Origin of the sequence: Rhodococcus sp. 27YEA15, from assembly GCF_049739425.1 — a bacterium.
Taxonomy (GTDB): domain Bacteria; phylum Actinomycetota; class Actinomycetes; order Mycobacteriales; family Mycobacteriaceae; genus Rhodococcus_F.
Genome location: NZ_JBMHHW010000001.1, coordinates 3,049,687 through 3,066,284 on the forward strand (window position 1 = coordinate 3,049,687; position 16,598 = coordinate 3,066,284).

Annotated in this window: 18 protein-coding genes and 2 pseudogenes; 12 read left to right on the top strand and 8 right to left on the bottom strand. The window is 63.8% G+C overall.

Annotated elements, in window-relative coordinates; all coding sequences use genetic code 11:
- Nucleotides 1–2 precede the first annotated feature (2 nt).
- Nucleotides 3–1,205 carry a hypothetical protein gene (locus ABH922_RS14280; RefSeq protein WP_424807537.1) on the top strand — a complete coding sequence of 401 codons (1,203 nt, stop codon included), beginning with the start codon at nucleotides 3–5 and terminating at the stop codon, nucleotides 1,203–1,205.
- 23 nt (nucleotides 1,206–1,228) lie between these two features.
- Here the strand turns inward: ABH922_RS14280 and ABH922_RS14285 are convergent, their stop codons facing one another.
- Nucleotides 1,229–2,017 (bottom strand): ParA family protein, encoded by a 789-nt coding sequence (locus tag ABH922_RS14285; RefSeq protein WP_424807538.1) that lies wholly within the window; start codon nucleotides 2,015–2,017, stop codon nucleotides 1,229–1,231.
- Between the two features lie 143 nt (nucleotides 2,018–2,160).
- Between ABH922_RS14285 and ABH922_RS14290 the strand changes: the two genes are divergently transcribed.
- Nucleotides 2,161–2,757, top strand: coding sequence for an acid phosphatase (locus ABH922_RS14290; RefSeq protein ID WP_424807539.1), 597 nt, complete (start codon nucleotides 2,161–2,163; stop codon nucleotides 2,755–2,757).
- Between the two features lie 36 nt (nucleotides 2,758–2,793).
- Nucleotides 2,794–3,273, top strand: coding sequence for an N-acetyltransferase family protein (locus ABH922_RS14295; protein WP_424807540.1), 480 nt, complete (start codon nucleotides 2,794–2,796; stop codon nucleotides 3,271–3,273).
- A gap of 154 nt (nucleotides 3,274–3,427) precedes the next feature.
- Here ABH922_RS14295 and ABH922_RS14300 read toward each other — a convergent pair.
- Nucleotides 3,428–3,841, bottom strand: a pseudogene (locus tag ABH922_RS14300) (hypothetical protein); the annotation flags it as partial.
- A gap of 41 nt (nucleotides 3,842–3,882) precedes the next feature.
- Between ABH922_RS14300 and ABH922_RS14305 the strand changes: the two are divergent.
- Nucleotides 3,883–4,848: a diacylglycerol/lipid kinase family protein gene (locus tag ABH922_RS14305; protein ID WP_424807541.1), complete on the top strand. Its 966-nt coding sequence runs from the start codon at nucleotides 3,883–3,885 to the stop codon at nucleotides 4,846–4,848.
- Between the two features lie 245 nt (nucleotides 4,849–5,093).
- The gene (locus ABH922_RS14310) at nucleotides 5,094–5,348 is read left to right on the top strand and encodes a WhiB family transcriptional regulator (protein WP_003940950.1); all 255 of its coding nucleotides are present in this window, start codon (nucleotides 5,094–5,096) and stop codon (nucleotides 5,346–5,348) included.
- A gap of 164 nt (nucleotides 5,349–5,512) precedes the next feature.
- Here the strand turns inward: ABH922_RS14310 and ABH922_RS14315 are convergent, their stop codons facing one another.
- Together ABH922_RS14315 and ABH922_RS14320 are read right to left on the bottom strand one after the other, a co-directional pair.
- Nucleotides 5,513–7,015, bottom strand: coding sequence for a sensor histidine kinase (locus ABH922_RS14315; protein ID WP_424807542.1), 1,503 nt, complete (start codon nucleotides 7,013–7,015; stop codon nucleotides 5,513–5,515).
- 9 nt (nucleotides 7,016–7,024) lie between these two features.
- A complete protein-coding gene (locus ABH922_RS14320; RefSeq protein WP_424807543.1) occupies nucleotides 7,025–7,240 on the bottom strand; it encodes a biotin/lipoyl-binding carrier protein in 216 nt (71 codons plus the stop codon).
- Nucleotides 7,241–7,376: 136 nt separating this feature from the next.
- On the opposite strand from ABH922_RS14320, the gene ABH922_RS14325 reads away from it, so the two are divergent.
- Nucleotides 7,377–7,451 carry a 50S ribosomal protein bL37 gene (locus ABH922_RS14325; protein WP_022597109.1) on the top strand — a complete coding sequence of 25 codons (75 nt, stop codon included), beginning with the start codon at nucleotides 7,377–7,379 and terminating at the stop codon, nucleotides 7,449–7,451.
- Nucleotides 7,452–7,524: 73 nt separating this feature from the next.
- Here the strand turns inward: ABH922_RS14325 and rsrA are convergent, their stop codons facing one another.
- Complete coding sequence (rsrA, locus tag ABH922_RS14330) at nucleotides 7,525–7,803, bottom strand: mycothiol system anti-sigma-R factor (RefSeq protein ID WP_424809679.1); 279 nt, start codon at nucleotides 7,801–7,803, stop codon at nucleotides 7,525–7,527.
- 51 nt (nucleotides 7,804–7,854) lie between these two features.
- Nucleotides 7,855–8,463: pseudogene (locus tag ABH922_RS14335) on the bottom strand (sigma-70 family RNA polymerase sigma factor); the annotation flags it as partial.
- 220 nt (nucleotides 8,464–8,683) lie between these two features.
- On the opposite strand from ABH922_RS14335, the gene ybaK reads away from it, so the two are divergent.
- The 4 genes from ybaK (at nucleotide 8,684) to ABH922_RS14355 (ending at nucleotide 12,050) form a co-directional block, all read left to right on the top strand.
- Nucleotides 8,684–9,178, top strand: a complete 495-nt coding sequence (gene ybaK / locus ABH922_RS14340; protein ID WP_424807544.1) for a Cys-tRNA(Pro) deacylase — start codon at nucleotides 8,684–8,686, stop codon at nucleotides 9,176–9,178.
- A gap of 323 nt (nucleotides 9,179–9,501) precedes the next feature.
- Nucleotides 9,502–10,665 carry a hypothetical protein gene (locus ABH922_RS14345; protein WP_424807545.1) on the top strand — a complete coding sequence of 388 codons (1,164 nt, stop codon included), beginning with the start codon at nucleotides 9,502–9,504 and terminating at the stop codon, nucleotides 10,663–10,665.
- Nucleotides 10,646–11,263, top strand: a complete 618-nt coding sequence (locus tag ABH922_RS14350) for a class F sortase (RefSeq protein WP_424807546.1) — start codon at nucleotides 10,646–10,648, stop codon at nucleotides 11,261–11,263. The genes ABH922_RS14345 and ABH922_RS14350 overlap by 20 nt, the downstream gene beginning before the upstream one ends.
- A gap of 70 nt (nucleotides 11,264–11,333) precedes the next feature.
- Complete coding sequence (locus tag ABH922_RS14355; protein WP_424807547.1) at nucleotides 11,334–12,050, top strand: SIMPL domain-containing protein; 717 nt, start codon at nucleotides 11,334–11,336, stop codon at nucleotides 12,048–12,050.
- Here the strand turns inward: ABH922_RS14355 and ABH922_RS14360 are convergent.
- The gene (locus tag ABH922_RS14360) at nucleotides 12,047–12,799 is read right to left on the bottom strand and encodes an SOS response-associated peptidase (protein WP_424807548.1); all 753 of its coding nucleotides are present in this window, start codon (nucleotides 12,797–12,799) and stop codon (nucleotides 12,047–12,049) included. The two genes, ABH922_RS14355 and ABH922_RS14360, sit on opposite strands and share 4 nt — an antisense overlap.
- Nucleotides 12,800–12,848: 49 nt before the next feature.
- On the opposite strand from ABH922_RS14360, the gene aroA reads away from it, so the two are divergent.
- Together aroA and rsgA are read left to right on the top strand one after the other, a co-directional pair.
- A complete protein-coding gene (gene aroA / locus ABH922_RS14365) occupies nucleotides 12,849–14,156 on the top strand; it encodes a 3-phosphoshikimate 1-carboxyvinyltransferase (protein ID WP_424807549.1) in 1,308 nt (435 codons plus the stop codon).
- A complete protein-coding gene (gene rsgA, locus ABH922_RS14370) occupies nucleotides 14,111–15,142 on the top strand; it encodes a ribosome small subunit-dependent GTPase A (RefSeq protein ID WP_424807550.1) in 1,032 nt (343 codons plus the stop codon). Before aroA ends, rsgA begins: the two co-directional genes overlap by 46 nt.
- Nucleotides 15,143–15,218: 76 nt before the next feature.
- Here the strand turns inward: rsgA and ABH922_RS14375 are convergent, their stop codons facing one another.
- Nucleotides 15,219–16,460: a fatty acid desaturase family protein gene (locus tag ABH922_RS14375; RefSeq protein ID WP_424807551.1), complete on the bottom strand. Its 1,242-nt coding sequence runs from the start codon at nucleotides 16,458–16,460 to the stop codon at nucleotides 15,219–15,221.
- Nucleotides 16,461–16,598 lie beyond the last annotated feature (138 nt).

Genomic DNA, 16,598 nt, shown 5'->3' on the forward strand with positions numbered 1-16,598 from the left:
CCGTGCTGGCTCCCGAGCGACGTACCCGCTCCGATGTGATGTTCGCGCTCGGTATCGCCGTGGCCCTCGTCGCGGCAATCACCGTCGTGTGGCTACGTAGTGACGCTCGCGGCACCACCTCGGTGACCGCCGAGACCGAACTTCCCCCCTTGTCGACATCGGTGACGCTGCCCGACGTGTTGACCGAGGTGTGGAGCGCTCCGAGTGCGGCTTCGGCAACTCCGGTGGTCGAAGGTAATGCGGTGGTCACCGCCCAGGGCGGGGACGTAGTCGGACGTAACCCTGCCTCCGGAGACGAGGTGTGGCGTTACTCCCGCAACAAGGACCTGTGCGGGATCCTCGGAACGTGGGACCGCGTGGTGACGGTCTACCGGGATGATCGTGGATGCTCGCAGGTGACGTCCCTGACCGGCGCAACCGGAGCCCGCAAGGACCAACGTAACAGCGACGCCGATCCGGCCGTGACCTTGTCGGCCGACGGCACCTACGTCATCTCGCGCGGCGACGCACGGATGGAGCTGTGGCGTTCGGATCTGGTTCGCACGTTGGAATTCGGTCGCGTCGACGCACCGGTGAACCCGAACAAACAGCCACGGGCAGGATGCACATTGCTCGACGCCGCCTCGAGCAGTAACCGGGTGTCCGTACTCGAAAAGTGCCCGGACGACACCTCGAATCGGCTGACGTTGATGAATCCAGCACCCAAGGACGCGCAGGAGCCGGAGGAGTACGGCTCGGTCGTCCTTCCGGACTCCGAGGGTGCCCGCGTGCTCGCGGTATCAGGTGAAAAAACTGCACTCTACCTCCCCGCCGGCAACGGAACCGTCTCGCGCATAAGCATTTTCGACGGCACCGGCAATGCGTTGGTCGACTACCCGATCGAGGGTCCGGTGGTCGAGAACGCCCGGGTGTTCACCGAAAAGAACACCATCACCTGGTGGACCGGAACACGAACGGTCAATCTCCGACTCGGCGACCTGGTTCCGACTTGGATCGTCAACGGCACGTCCGGACCGGGCACTTCGGTGGACGGGCAGATCCTGATCCCGGTTCCCGGCGGAGTTGCCGCCGTCGATCCGGCCGATGGCGCCGTGCAGCGGATGATCGGTGTCGATCGTGGCAGTTTCACCGGACCGGTCGTTCTGACCACTGCGGGCGATACCGTACTCGAGCAGCGTGGCGACACCCTGTTCGCGCTGCGCTGACAGATCGCACGCAGCGCGGGCAACTACTCGGCGGCGAAGGTCGCGACCGCTCCGCCCTCCCAATGCCGGACCAGATTGTCGGCCAGTTCGCGGTACGCATCTGCACCCTTGTTCTTGCGCCCTGCGAGTACCGACGCACCTGAGGCGGACGCCTCCGCGAATTTGACGGTACGCGGGATCGGCGGCGCCAGAACCGGCATCGAATAACGATCACTGACATCGGCGAGTACGTCCCGACTGTGCGTCGTGCGAGCGTCGTACAGAGTCGGAAGTGCCCCGAGCAGAACAAGATCGGGGTTGGTGATCGCCTGAACCTCGCGGACCGTACGCAGCAGTTGCCCGACCCCACGATGTGCGAGCGTTTCGCACTGCAACGGCACGAGCACCGCCTGCGCCGCAGTCAGCCCGTTGAGCGTCAGCACACCCAGCGAAGGCGGGCAGTCGATGACCACCACGTCGTAGTGACCCAACAGCGGCGCCAATGCACGCTTGAGGGCGAACTCGCGGCCGGCACGCATGAGCAGCAGCGCCTCCGCACCGGCAAGATCGATGGTTGCAGGAAGCAGATCCATGTCGTCGACGGTGGAGAGAATCACCTCGGCCGCCTCGACGTCACCGGCCAGAACTTCGTTGACGGAACGCTCGAGCCGATCGGGATTGTGGCCGAGGGAGAACGTCAGACACCCTTGTGGATCGAGGTCGACCACAAGCACCCGCTTCCCCATCGCGGCCAGTGCTGCGCCGAGAGAAGCGACCGTCGTGGTCTTGGCCACTCCGCCCTTTTGGTTTGCCACTGCCAGAACCGTAGTCACAGACAGATCCTTGCCTACTCGAGGCCACGAGGCGAGCAGTACACGCGTTCTCCAGCAATCTCGGGCAATGCCGGCCATCCGGCGACACGCACACCAGCCTCCGGACATCACGGTCGGCACCGCCTCCTGAGAACATGGTCGGCATGTCTACAGCTCCGAACGCCCGACTGATACTCATCCGCCACGGCCAGACGGAATGGGCTCGCACCGGGAAACACACCGGTCGCACCGATGTTCCACTGACCGCTCTCGGCGAACGCCAGGCAAGTATCACCGGCGAGCGAGTGGCCGATCTCGAATTACGCGATCCGCTGGTGTTGACCAGCCCACGAGAACGCGCCCGCAGGACGGGCCTGCTGGCAGGTCTGTCCGAGGAACGGTCGTGGGAAGCCCTCGCCGAATGGGACTACGGCGACTACGAGGGCCTGACCACTGCGCAGATCAGGGAAACCGTTCCCGAGTGGACCGTGTGGACACACCCCTGCCCTGGAGGCGAGCAGGCAGATCAGATCCACGCACGCACCGATATGGTGCTGTCACTGGTGCGGTCCCAACTGCCCGAGCGCGATGTGGTGGCGATCGGTCACGGCCACTTCTCCCGGGCGCTGATCGCACGTTGGCTCGGTCTTCCGGTCTCGGAGGGCAGGCGATTCGGACTCGACCCCGGCGCGTTTTCGGTCCTCGGGTTCGAGCACGGTTCCGAACAGTTGGTTCACCACAACGTGGCGCCGCGGCCGTGAACACCCTGCCGCGACCCGGAGCCTAGGATCGACGACATGATCCGACGCGCCGTTGCCTCCGACGTTCCCGCGATCACCGAGATGATCTACGAACTAGCGGAATATCAGAACGCCGTAGCCGAATGTACGGTGCGGCCCGAGCAGATCACCGAAGCGCTCTTCGGCGACGCCCCGAGCACCTTCGCCCACGTGGCGGTGGAGCACGGCGGAGCCGTCGTGGGAATGGCGCTGTGGTTCCGCAACTTCTCCACCTGGGACGGAGTGCACGGGATCTATCTCGAAGACCTGTACGTCAAACCCGACCGACGCGGCTCTGGACACGGGAAGGATCTCCTGGCTGCACTCGCCAGGGAATGCACCGCCAACGGTTACACGCGATTGTCCTGGTCGGTACTGGCATGGAATGCACCGTCGATCGCGTTCTACGAATCGCTCGGCGCGGATGCGAAATCGGACTGGGTCACCTACCGCCTGACCGGCTCACATCTCGATACGCTTGCCGCACAGGCACATTGACACACCGAACGGATCAGGCTTTGCGTCCACGACGCTTGAGCCGAGCCGGCTTCTGCTCCACCGAGTCGTCGATCACCGGCCCGTCGATCACCGGCCCGTCGATCATCGTGGCATCGTCGTCGGCCGGAAGGGGTTCTTCTTCCGTCGAGATCTCGTCGGCGAACTGACCGTACTCGGCCGCCATCCACCGCGAAGTCGGCGCCGAGAACAGGAACACCAACGCGGCGAGAACCACGATACCGAGAAGAACACCGAGTAGAACCTGATGTGAATCGGTCAGCAGGGACCACGCCACCGGAAGGAGCAGTAGTTGCGCGACCACCGCGATCGCCCGGCCCCAACGACGCCCCGTCAGCAGAGCGACACCTGCGGCCAGTACTGCGCCGCCGAGGATGGCGATCCAGGCCGCCAACCCGTATCCGTTGGTGACGGACTGATCGTGGCCGGTGATTCCGCGGACCAGGAGGACAACTGCGAATCCGGCGGCGACCAGTCCCTCCAGGGTCACGAGAGCACCTGCCCACCTGACTGTCGTGGGAAGGGCATTCGGACTTGCGGTATTCGGCACGAAGCAAGCCTAGAACACGCCACCGGATAGGCTGATGCCCCGTGCGCGCACTGTTGATCGTCAACCCCAATGCCACGTCGACCACCGCGGCAGGGCGAGACCTGTTGGCGCATGCTCTCGAGAGCCGAGTTCGGCTCACTGTCGAACACACCACCCACCGCGGGCATGCCGCCGAGCTCGCCAGAGCAGCACACGACGACGGATTCGGATCGGTGATCGTGCACGGCGGCGACGGCACCGTCAACGAAGTGGTCAACGGTCTGCTCGGCACACCGCGTCCCGCGTCGATGAAATCGGTACCCGTCGGACCGATCCCCACGATCGCGGTGGTTCCCGGCGGGTCGGCGAACGTCTTCGCCCGCTCCCTCGGAATCGCGCCGGACCCGGTGGACGCCACCAACCAGTTGATCGATCTTCTGTCCGCCCGCACGAGGCGACGGATCGGACTCGCCCACTGCGACAACCGGTGGTTCACCTTCAACGCGGGCATGGGTCTCGATGCCGAAGTGTGTGACGCCGTCGATGCCGGTCGCAAGAACGGTGAACCGGTGACGCCGGCGCGGTACGTACGTTCGTCGATCTCGGCCTTCTTCCGCGCAAAACGCGCCGAACCGGCACTCACCGTGCACCTTCCGGGTCGGGATCCGGTGCCCGGCGTCCACTATGCCTTCGTCTCGAATTCGAGCCCGTGGACTTTCCTCGACACCCGACCGGTGCACACCAATCCGGGGACCAGCTTCGACGGCGGGCTCGGGATCTTCGCCATGACGAGCACCCGAATCCTTCCCTCGTTGCGAGTGGTTCGCCAGCTTTTGGCGGCAGGCGCGGGACCGAAATCGAAGATATTGCTCCGTGAGGACGACCTCGAATCGCTGACCATCGAGTCGAGCAGACCTATCGGACTGCAAATGGACGGTGACTATCTCGGGCTGCGCAGTCACGTCACCTTCACGTCGGTTCCCGAGGCACTCGAGGTTTACGCACCAGCACCGCTGCCGCCACAATAGGTGCCTTCACCTGCGAAGACGAGCCGAGGCAGCATCGGACGGCGGGTGAAATCGAGGTAACGGCAGGGTGGCCGCACGGTATGTCTACTTTTAGTGAGTTGGCCCACGAACCTGTGCAAACCTATTGACATACCGCGAGTTCGTGAAAGCATTCACAAGTAACAGTGCGGAAACATTGATACGCACACACAAACTCATCAATACATCACGGTGCAAACATGCACCCAGTTAAAGGAGCGAAAAGGATGGACTGGCGCCACAACGCAATCTGTCGCGACGAGGATCCCGAACTGTTCTTTCCCGTGGGAAACAGCGGACCGGCCCTCGCGCAGATTGCTGATGCCAAGGTTGTCTGCAACCGCTGCCCTGTCACCGCCGAATGCCTCTCCTGGGCACTCGAGTCGGGTCAGGATGCCGGCGTCTGGGGCGGTATGAGCGAAGACGAGCGTCGCGCTCTCAAACGTCGCAACGCACGTACCCGTGCACGCACCTCTGTTTAGTTCTGACTGAACCGTACTCGGCTCGGAGATCAGCCCCTCCACCGGAGCCCTCGAAACGGTTCGTTCGGCGCAACGCCGAAGACGACAGCCCGGCACACTACGGTGCCGGGCTTTTTGTCTGCGCAGCTCAGCAGCGGTGAGTGGCCAAACCGCACGCCATCGGATCAGTATCGTGCACTTCGCCTGCCGAGCGGGACTCGCAGGACGGCGTCAGTTCCGCCGCCCGCACCGGGATGCAACCCCAGGGAACCGTTCAACTCCGCTCCCAGCAGGGTCCGCACTATCTGCAACCCGAGCCGGTCTGACTTCTCCACATCGAATCCGTCGGGCAATCCACGACCGTTGTCGTGAATGATCACGTCCAACCACCGCGCGGATCGTTCGGCTCCGAGCGTGACAATCCCCTCGACCCCCGGATCGAAAGCGTGCTCGATCGCGTTCTGCACCAACTCGGTCAGAACCATGACCAACGGAGTGGCTCGCTCGGCGGAGAACACACCGAGGCTTCCCTCCCGTCGGATCGTCACCGGCGCACCCACTCCCGCGACATCCGACATCATCGGCAGCAGCCGGTCGATCACGTCGTCGAGATCGACTTCCTCGTCCACCGACATCGACAACGTATCGTGTACCAGCGCAATGGACGTCACGCGACGAACCGATTCCGTCAACGCCAACCGCGCCTCGTCGTTACTCGTTCGGCGAGCCTGAAGCCTGAGCAGCGCAGCGACGGTCTGCAAGTTGTTCTTCACGCGATGGTGGATCTCCCTGATGGTGGCGTCCTTGCTCAGCAAGGCCCGATCACGGCGCTTCACCTCGGTGACGTCTCGAACCACCACCGCGGCACCTACATGCCTGCCACCGGGTTTGAGTACCAGCGCACGCAGAAGCACTGTCGCGCCGCGAGCTTCGATCTCCATCCGACGACCGGGCTTGTCCGCCAAAGTGTCCCGAATGTATCCGGCGGCCTCGGCCGACTCGAAGGGATCCGTGACGAGCGACCGGGTCAACGCCGCCAGATCCTGGCCGACCAGATCGGAACTCAGACCCATCCGGTGGTACGCCGAGAGGGCATTGGGGCTGGCGTAGACGACCACACCCTCGGGGTCCAACCGGATGAACCCGTCGCCTGCACGCGGACTGGAGTTGGTGTCCGAGCGTGATTCCCGGATCGGAAACGTGCCGTCACTGATCATCTGGCACAGGTCGTCGGCACAGTCGAGATACGCGAGCTCGAGGGGACTCTGCGCCCGTTGGTGCGACAGGTTCGTGTCCCGACTCAGAACCGCGATGACACGGCCGTCCAGGCGCACCGGAAGGGCTTCCTTGCGGGGCGGCATCCCCTCGCGCCACGTCTCGTCCTCCCCGCGCACGACCCGACCGTCGGCAAAGGCCTCCCACACCTGCGGATGCTCGGATTCCGACACCACGGTTCCGACGGCATCCTCGGGAAAAGCCGTCGATGCCGTGGTCGGGCGGCAATGCGCCACACAGATGACAGACCCCCGGTGATGATCGTCGGTTTCGGTACTGACCACCCACAACAGCACATCGGCAAACGACAGATCGGCGAGGAGTTGCCATTCCCCCACCACGCGTTGAAGTTGATCGACTGCCGCACCGGGCAGGTCGGTGTGTTCGGCCAGAAGATCACTGAGCGTGGACACGCCGCGCGCCTAGGAGATCACGGCGATCAGGTCACCCTGCTGGATGACGTCACCGACCTTCACCCCGACGGTGGTCACCGTGCCGGGCACCTCCGCGAGAACCGGTATCTCCATCTTCATCGATTCGAGTACCACCAGGGTGTCCCCGTCCACGACGAGGTCTCCCTCGCTCACGATCACCTGGTAGACGGTCGAAACCATCTCGGCGCGCACGTCTTCTGCCATCGTGAACCTCGCTTCTGTGGAAAGTGCTCTCGAGCACCGAAAATCCGTCGACCGACAACCCGATCGACCTGCCAATGGAACCACATCGGCGGGGACGTGAAACAATGACGCGAAAGAAACAGAAGGGAGACCAATCATGGGTAAGCGTGGTCGTAAGAAGCGCAGCCGTAAGGGCAATGCAGCTAACCATGGCAAGCGTCCAAACGCCTGACCGTTAGCACTGCACGACGAAGGGGCGGGAAAGCAACTACGCTTTCCCGCCCCTTCGTCGTACCAGCCCGCTTCTACTCCGTCTCGACCGTCTTGAGGATGATCGTCCGCCGAAGTTCGATGGTGAGTCGTTGGCGCAAACTCTCCGGCGCCAGGTCGCCACCACATTTGCGGCCGATGAGTCTCTTGACCTTCTCCTCGATTCCGTACGCCTCGAAGCACGATCCACAGTCGTCGATGTGCTTTTGCAACCGAGCCCGACTTGATTCGTCGCATTCGCCGTCGAGCATCAACCAGACGTCGGCGATGACCGCCGAGCAGTCCAACCGTTCGAATTCGTCCCGCCCGCTCATCGAGTCACACCTTCCACCGAGGCGACCTCGTCGACCACCGCCTTCTTTGTTGAATCCACGTTCTTTGGCAACCCCTGCCAGGAGTCCACGCAGCTGCTTGCGACCCCGGTGCAGCCGAGACATCACAGTTCCGATCGGGGTCCCCATGATCTCCGCGATCTCCTTGTACGGGAACCCTTCGACGTCGGCGTAGTACACCGCCATCCGAAATTCCTCGGGAAGTGACTGGAGCGCCGCCTTGATGTCGTCGTCCGGCAGCGAGTCGAGAGCTTCCACCTCGGCGGATCGAAGTCCGGTCGAGGTGTGTTCGGCGGTGGCTGCCAACTGCCAGTCGGAGATCTCGTCGGTCGGATACTGCGCCGGCTGACGCTGCTTCTTCCGATACGAATTGATGTACGTGTTGGTGAGAATCCGATACAGCCACGCCTTCAGGTTCGTGCCCTCACGGAAGGAGCGAAACGCCGTGTACGCCTTGACGTAGGTTTCCTGGACCAGATCTTCGGCATCGGCTGGATTACGCGTCATGCGCAGGGCCGCGCCGTACAACTGGTCGAGCAGCGGAAGTGCGTCACGCTCGAAACGCGCGATCAGTTTTTCCTGGGTTTCGGGCACCTGCGCGACTTCTGGCTGGTCGTCCTCGGGCCGGTCGTGTTCCAGCACTCTGATCCCTTCGCTCGCCGTAGGGATCAAGGTTACCGCCAACGCAAGTTCCGACCCACCGGCCGGTCGTCGCTCGCACACAGCCTGCACAGTCGCTCCTCGGGTTCGTGATTGTCCGTTCCTGCTCTCGCATCGAGATCGTGCGAGTTGGTCACCGGGTTCCAACACCACGTTCGACGCCGTTTGTTCCCGAACTCCACGATCCGATTAGAGTGTCCGAATGGCCGGAACCGCGACGCCAGCGACAGCACTGCTGAAGAAGTCGAAGACTACGCATCTGGTGCACAGTTACAGCCACGACTCCCGCTCCGAATCGTTCGGTGACGAGGCGGTCGCGGCTCTGGCGACGAAAGTGGGCGTCGAACCGGCCCAGATTTTCAAGACACTCGTGATCAAACTCGACACCGGCAGCCTCGCCGTCGCCGTTCTTCCAGTACCGGACAAGCTCTCACTCAAAGCGGCGGCCGCCGCCCTCGGTGCGAACAAGGCGAGCATGGCGGATCGCCTCGAGGCCGAACGGTCGAGCGGCTATGTATTCGGCGGGATCTCTCCCCTTGGACAGCGAAAGAAGCTGCCAACCGTGCTCGACGTCTCGGCGCTTCGATGGGATCGCATTCTGTGCAGTGCCGGTCGGCGAGGTCTCGAGATCGAGTTGCGCCCGACGGATCTCGTTTCGTTGAGTGGTGCCGCCACGGCGACAATTACCGCTGGTTAACTTTCCCATACCGGACAGTAACCAGAATCAGGCGACAGATTCCGCCTCCTGCACACTCGACCCGCGAACCGCCCGGCTGACTGAACGGTCGAAATCCGTTACACAGGGTGATTTTCGCAAATCAGAATGACGTGATGCGCGTCGTGCACGCCAGGACTTGACGAACGCGGTCACATTCTAGTTAACTTCTAGCGAACGCAGGGTTGCTCGACGGCAATATTCGAGCAACCATCTTGCCCAACTCGGGAGTGCTCGGTTTGTCGCAGCAGTGCATGCAACGGCGCGCCCGCACATTTGCGAATCATCGGAAGGACGGCACCACCGTGAAGTACCAGAACAGACGCGTGCGATCCCTGGCCGCCACAATCGCAGTCGCCGGCTTCGCGGTATTCGCCGTCACCACCCCTGCTACCGCCACCCCCGTTACCGCTACTGATGGCGAATCGACATCGGCGAGCCCGACCCTCGCGCAGCCGACGAACACCGCAGAAGCACGAGCAACTCTCACACCCTCCAGCACCCCTACTGCAGCTGCAACTACCGCACGTCCGACGAGCACGCCCCGGAGCGACACCTGGACCACCCCGGACGACGGGACAGCCGCGGGAGAACGTCAGTATTCCGTATCGCCAGGACTGGTGACGGTCTACTACCCGGCCGGACAGAGCGCCAACCAGGGCGATCACGTAAATCTGACCATCAGAAATCCCGAAACCGGCACCACCATGCACTTGGGCACGCATATCGACGGCAACGGACAATGGACCGAGAAGTACATCGGCACATCCCCGTGGGTGCTCGATATCGCCTCACACCCGGACTTCCCCGGCTGGTCGGCGTTCGAGGTGACGTGGGTGCAGGTCCACGGCCAGAATTACCACTACGGCGAACATGGCGAGCAGCCGATGTCCAGCCGACAGTCTGATTTCGAAAATCCCTATGCTACAACAACTCCCGCCACCTACCCCGCGCCGGTGACGACCACACCCGTCACCACCACACCCGTCACCACCACACCCGTCACCACCACACCCGTCACCACCACACCCGTCACCACCACACCCGTCACCACCACACCCGTCACCACCACACCCGTCACCACCACACCCGTCACCACCACACCGGCAACAACAACACCGTCGATTCCGACCACGACCGGCACGAAAATCACAACCACGCCGGTAGCGATCCCGATCGTCGACGTTCCTCGCATCGACTCCGACACTCCGGCCCCCACTATCGGTCCCGAGGGCGAACCGGTTTACGTCACCGAGACCCCAGAGGGGTACCTGGTTCACGGATACGACAACCCACACGGCACCTTCGTACCGCTGGCGTACGACGACGCCCTCGTCTTCCAGACCGGCAAGAATGAATCGAACGGGCCGTCGTCGGCGGTGATCGCCGGAATCGGATCGGCAACCCTGATCGCCTTGATCACCGGAACCTTCGTGCTGCGTCGCCGTCGTGACACACGCGCACACTGACCGGATTCGCGCCCTGCTCCTGACGGCGTCGGTGCTCCTACTCACCGGATGTGGGGCGCCGGCCACACCCGAGGACGCTCCGCCGCCGGTGAGCCGTCCACCCGCGCACGAGGTTCCCGTGGATTCGATGGACAGTGCGCAGGTCCCGATGTCGATCCCGAATCGGTTGTCGATCGACGACCTCGGTATCGACTCCGAGATTCGCACGATGCCCGCCGGCGCCTGCCCGATTCTGGACCCGCCCGATCTGGACCATGCATTCTGGGTTGGCTGCCGCAGCATGCCCGGAACTGACAGCGATGGAACGGTTTTCGTCATCGGGCATGCAGCGGCAGGAAAGGACGCTGTTTTCGACCGACTCCCGGAGATCTCGGCGGGAAGCACCGTCCGTATCGAAACCGACGCGGGCACCGTCGAGTACGTCGTACAGGAGACAGCTTTGTACGAGAAGGTCGGGGAAGCTCAATCGTCCCCGGAACTGCGCCGAAAGCTGCCTGGCCGACTGGTTCTGGTCACGTGTTACCTCGAGAACGGGACCACTCTGTCTTCGAAGAACTTCGTGGCCTACGCATCGATCAGTGGCGCTGTTGCCCGGTAGGTTGCCCCGGACATCGCGACAACCCTCGAAGTCCCCCGAGCAACGCACCCGAGTCGTTACGGTCTCCCCCATGCGCTCATCACGACCATCACTCACAGTGGCAGCCGCAGTGGCAGCGGTCACCGTCTCACTCACCGCCTGCGGAAGTTCCGACCACAGCGTCAAAGAAGTCACCGTCGTCGGATCGGGACAGGTCCGCGGCGCCCCGGACATTCTCACTGCCGGGATCGGTGTCGACGTCTCGGCGTCGGACGTCTCGGGGGCTCTGTCGGCGTCCAACGAGAAAGCACGTCGGATGATCGACGCGATGGTCGCCGCCGGTGTCTCCGCGGAGGACGTGCAGACCGACAACGTGTCGGTGGGGCCGCGGTACGACGCGGCAGGCGGACCGTACGGCGGGGGCACGGTGACCGGCTATCAGGCCACCAACTCGGTGCGTGTCGTCGTCCGCGATCTCGACAAGGCATCGGCGGTTCTGGACGCAGGCGTAGCGGCGGGCGGTGACGCGGCACGTGTGAACAGCGTGACCTTCGATATCGACGACGACTCCCGATTGCTCGCCGACGCCCGCAGTCGCGCGTTCGAGGACGCGAAGAATCGGGCGCAGCAGTACGCGGACCTGTCCGGCACGTCGTTGAACGGTGTCGTCACCATCACCGAGGCGCACAACGCCTCCAGTGAGCAGAACGTGCTGCGTTCACCGGACGCATCCATGGCCGACATCGCGCTCGCCCCCGGTACCCGACAGGTCTCCTTCGAGGTGACGGTCACCTGGTCGCTCGGTTAGAGCAGGCTGATCTGCTCACCGGCCCGGTCGACGTCCGGCTCGATCAACTCGCGCCCGTTGTTCTTGACGCTGTTGACCAGTGGGCGAACGCGATCGATCTCGATCCTCGCGAACAGATCCGGCACCGGTTCGAGCAGTGCCTGATCAGCGCGGTGATCGGGATCGAGCCACGCGTCCCACCGATCCGCGGGCAGAGCCAGCGGCATCCGATCGTGCACCTGGGCGAGGTGCCCGAGCGCGTCGACCGTCACTATCGAACAACTGAGCACGGGGGTGGCGTCCTCGATATTCGGATCACGCCACACCGACCACAGTCCGGCCATGAACAGCCGAGTATCGTCACCGCTGTGCAGGTAGTACGGAATCTTCGCGGCCTTCCTGCCACCGAGCGGTTCGGTCTGCCATTCGTACCAGCCGTCCATCGGGACCAGGGTGCGCTTGTACGCGAACGAGGTTCGGAACGCGGGCTTGTCGGCCAGTGAATCTGCGCGTGCGTTGAACAGCACCGGGCCCTTGCCCAGCTCCTTGGTCCACGGCGGCACCAGTCCCCACCGCATGCGGCGGACACGTTTCCTCGGCGCGCTCTGCGGATCGTCACGGTCACGGCGCAGACTCACGGTCAGCACCTCGGTGGTCGGCGCCACGTTGAAGTCGGCTGAAACTCCAGCCGAATGGTCTGTCTCGTCCAGCGCGTCCAGTTCCACCGCCAGGGTGGCCGGGTCCGCAGTGGTCGCATACCTTCCGCACATGACACCCAGGGTGGCACGGTTTCGACCATTCCCGCACCGATGAGAGAAGATGGACCTCGTGAGTCTGAGTCTGTGGAGCGCCCCGAGGGCCAAAACACCCGTCGACGCAGTGGTGACGCTGCCCGGATCCAAATCCATCACCAATCGTGCCCTGATCCTCGCAGCCCTCGCCGACGGTCCGTCGACGGTGCGCGGTGCACTCCGCAGCCGAGATGCGGACCTGATGATCGCGGCACTACGAGATCTCGGCGTCGGCGTCGACGAAGACGGTGATCCCACCACGCTGCGCGTCACCCCCGGAAAACTGCGCGGTACGGACGTCGACTGCGGGCTCGCCGGCACGGTCATGCGGTTCCTCCCCCCACTCGCCGCGATGGCCGACGGTGTCGTCCGCTTCGACGGTGACGAACAGGCTCGTACGCGACCGCTCGGCACCATCTTGGAAGGACTGCGCGGACTCGGCGCATTGATCGACGGTGACGGTCTTCCCTTCACCGTCACCGGCACCGGTTCCCTGCGCGGCGGTACCGTCACCATCGACGCGTCCGGATCCTCCCAGTTCGTGTCCGGTCTGTTACTGTCCGCGGCATCGTTCGACGAGGGTGTCACCGTGCACCACAACGGCAAGCCGGTCCCGTCGATGCCGCACATCGACATGACGGTCGAGATGCTCAGGGAAGTAGGCGTGGCCGTGACGACACCGGCCACCGGCGGTGACGCCGACACCTGGCGGGTCAAGCCCGGCCCGATCCGGGCCATCGACTGGGTGATCGAACCCGATCTCTCCAATGCGACCCCGTTCCTGGCCGCTGCGGCCGTTACCGGCGGCTCGGTCAGCGTGCCGTTGTGGCCGTCGACGACCACACAGCCGGGTGACGCGATCCGCGGCATCCTCAGCGCGATGGGCGCGGATGTCGCACTCGCCGACGGCGTCTTGACGGTGCGTGGTCCGGACACCTTGCGCGGCATCGATATCGACCTTCACGACGTGGGCGAGCTGACGCCGACGGTGGCGGCGCTCGCGGCCCTGGCGCAGGGGACCTCGCATCTGCGCGGCATTGCGCATCTACGCGGCCACGAGACGGACCGTCTGACCGCGTTGGCCGACGAAATCAACAAGCTGGGCGGCTCCGTCACGGAAACCGATGACGGACTGATCATCGTTCCGGCACAACTTCACGGTGGGCAATGGCTGTCGTACGCCGACCACCGTATGGCCACGGCGGGCGCCATCATCGGCCTGGCGGTGGACGGAGTCGAAGTGGCCGACATCACGACCACAGCCAAGACGTTGCCGGGATTCGAGAACATGTGGGCGGACATGCTCTCGCAGTCGTCGAACAAGGCAAGCTTCTGAGTCCGCGGCAGTACGACGAGTCCGACGTCCGGGTACGGCCCGGCCGCGGATCACGTCCCCGTACGAAGACCCGGCCCGAACACCTGTCCGCCGAATCGGGAATGGTGGTCTCCAAGGACCGCGGCCGCTGGGGTTGCGTCCTCGGCGGCGATCCCGACCGCCTGATCGTGACCATGCGCGCCCGCGAGCTGGGCCGCACGCCGATCGTGGTGGGCGACAACGTGGATATCGTGGGCGATTTGTCGGGTAAAACCGACACCCTTGCCCGCATCGTGCGGGTGTCCGAACGCACGACGGTGCTTCGGCGCACTGCCGACGACACTGATCCGTTCGAGCGAATAGTCGTCGCCAACGCGCAGCAACTGCTCATCGTGGTCGCGCTCGCCGATCCGCCACCGCGTACCGGTTTCGTCGAACGTGCCCTGGTCGCCGCCTACGTCGGCGGGCTGGTCCCCATCGTGTGCCTGACCAAGAGCGATCTCGAGCCGCCGGAGGAATTCGCGAGTACGTTTTCCGATCTCGACATCGAGGTGGTCGTCGCCGGCCGCGACGACCCGCTCGACGAGCTCACCCAGATCCTGAACCACAAGCTGACCGCACTGATCGGACACTCGGGTGTCGGAAAGTCGACACTGGTCAATCGTCTTGTCCCCGAAGCCAACCGGGCCGTCGGCATCGTCTCCGGCGTCGGCAAGGGCCGCCACACCTCAACCCAGTCGGTAGCGCTGCCCCTGGCCGGCGGCGGCTGGGTGATCGACACTCCCGGCATCCGATCGTTCGGTCTGGCACACATCTCACCGGAAAACGTGGTTGCCGCGTTCTCCGATCTGGCTGCCCAGATCGAGGACTGCCCCCGCGGCTGCACGCACCTCGGCCCGCCCGCCGATCCCGAGTGCACCCTCGACCTCCTCGAAGGCAAGTCCGCGCGTCGCGTCGTCGCCGTTCGCCAACTACTCGAGGCGATCAACTCCAACGATCAGTACTGAGCCGGCCCGTCCACTACGACACTTCGGCCCGACACCGCGATGACGGTGTCGGGCCGAGGCGTCGTACCAGCAGGGGTCAGCGCAATCCGAGGAGGCTACGCACCTTACCGCTCTTGCGCTTGCGGGCGATGGCGCTCTTGAGTCCGGTACGCCGACCGGTCACCGGATCGACCGTGGACGTCAGGTCGCCGTCGAACATCCGCTCGGACGCCGTCTCCGGCGCATTGTCGGCGGTGTCCTTGAGATATTTGTTCGGCAACGACAACTTGGCGATGGTGCGCCAGGACTTCGCGTACTGCACTGCGAGCGGACCCGTCGTGTAGGGCAGGTCGTACTTGTCCGCGAGCTGACGCACTATGACGGCGATGTCCTTGTAGCGGTTACTGGGCAGGTCGGGAAACAGGTGATGCTCGATCTGGTAGCTCAGGTTGCCCGTCATGAAGTCCATGAGCGCGCTTCCTTCGATATTGGCACTACCGAGCATCTGACGCAGGTACCACTGCGCCTGGGTTTCCTGGTCGATGTCTTCCTTCGTGAACTTCTCGGCACCGTCCGGAAAATGTCCGCAGAAGATCACGGCGTTGGTCCAGACGTTACGTAGCGTGTTCGCCGTGAAGTTCGCGGAGATCGTGCTCTTCCACGCCTTACCGGTCAGGGCCGGATAGATGACGTAGTCGCGCAGCGCCTGCTTGCCGATCTTCTCACCGGCCTCGCGCAGCTTGCGCCTGGTCTCCTCCTTGTCGGCACGGCCTTTGGCGACCTTGCCGAGCTCGAGATGCTGTGCTGCGATTCCGTACTCGAAGAACAGCGCCAGCAGAGTGTTGTAGACGAGGTTGCCGGCGTTGAAGGGCTTCCACCGCTGATCACGAGTGACGCGCAGCAGCCCGTATCCGACGTCGTCGTCCATGCCCAGGACGTTGGTGTACTTGTGGTGGAGATAGTTGTGCGTCTGCTTCCAGTGCGCTGACGGCCCCGTCACGTCCCACTCCCACGACGTGGAATGGATCTCCGGATCGTTCATCCAGTCCCACTGCCCGTGCATCACGTTGTGCCCGAGTTCCATGTTCTCGATGATCTTCGAGAGCGTCAGCAGACCGACTCCCGCCAGCCAGGCCGGACGACGGCGGCTCGCGAACAACACGGCGCGACCACTGACCTCGAGTGACCGCTGTAGACGAATCACGTTGCGCACATAGCGCGCGTCCTTCTCCCCGCGCGACGCCTCGACGTCGCGGCGGATGGCGTCGAGCTCGCGACCGAGCGCCTCCACGTCAGCTTCGGTGAGATGCGCGTATTCCTTGACGTCTGCGATCGCCATGGAAGCCTCCTAGCAGTTGGATCGACGAGCGATGAGTTCGGGACGAGGCGCGAATGTACCGAGAAGTCCATTCGTCGGCTGTCGCTTCGACACTTACTCTAACGTAACTTACGAGACCGTAGGTTGACAGCCCGGCGA

Bases quoted from the DNA above. Each gene is read 5' to 3' on its own strand.
- ybaK (WP_424807544.1), top strand. From the start codon at position 8,684: ATGGCCGGAACCGCGACGCCAGCGACAGCACTGCTGAAGAAGTCGAAG.
- ABH922_RS14310 (WP_003940950.1), top strand. From the start codon at position 5,094: ATGGACTGGCGCCACAACGCAATCTGTCGCGACGAGGATCCCGAACTG.
- ABH922_RS14320 (WP_424807543.1), bottom strand. From the start codon at position 7,240: ATGGCAGAAGACGTGCGCGCCGAGATGGTTTCGACCGTCTACCAGGTG.
- rsrA (WP_424809679.1), bottom strand. From the start codon at position 7,803: ATGAGCGGGCGGGACGAATTCGAACGGTTGGACTGCTCGGCGGTCATC.
- aroA (WP_424807549.1), top strand. From the start codon at position 12,849: ATGGACCTCGTGAGTCTGAGTCTGTGGAGCGCCCCGAGGGCCAAAACA.
- ABH922_RS14375 (WP_424807551.1), bottom strand. From the start codon at position 16,460: ATGGCGATCGCAGACGTCAAGGAATACGCGCATCTCACCGAAGCTGAC.
- ABH922_RS14360 (WP_424807548.1), bottom strand. From the start codon at position 12,799: ATGTGCGGAAGGTATGCGACCACTGCGGACCCGGCCACCCTGGCGGTG.
- ABH922_RS14295 (WP_424807540.1), top strand. From the start codon at position 2,794: ATGATCCGACGCGCCGTTGCCTCCGACGTTCCCGCGATCACCGAGATG.
- ABH922_RS14355 (WP_424807547.1), top strand. From the start codon at position 11,334: ATGCGCTCATCACGACCATCACTCACAGTGGCAGCCGCAGTGGCAGCG.
- ABH922_RS14290 (WP_424807539.1), top strand. From the start codon at position 2,161: ATGTCTACAGCTCCGAACGCCCGACTGATACTCATCCGCCACGGCCAG.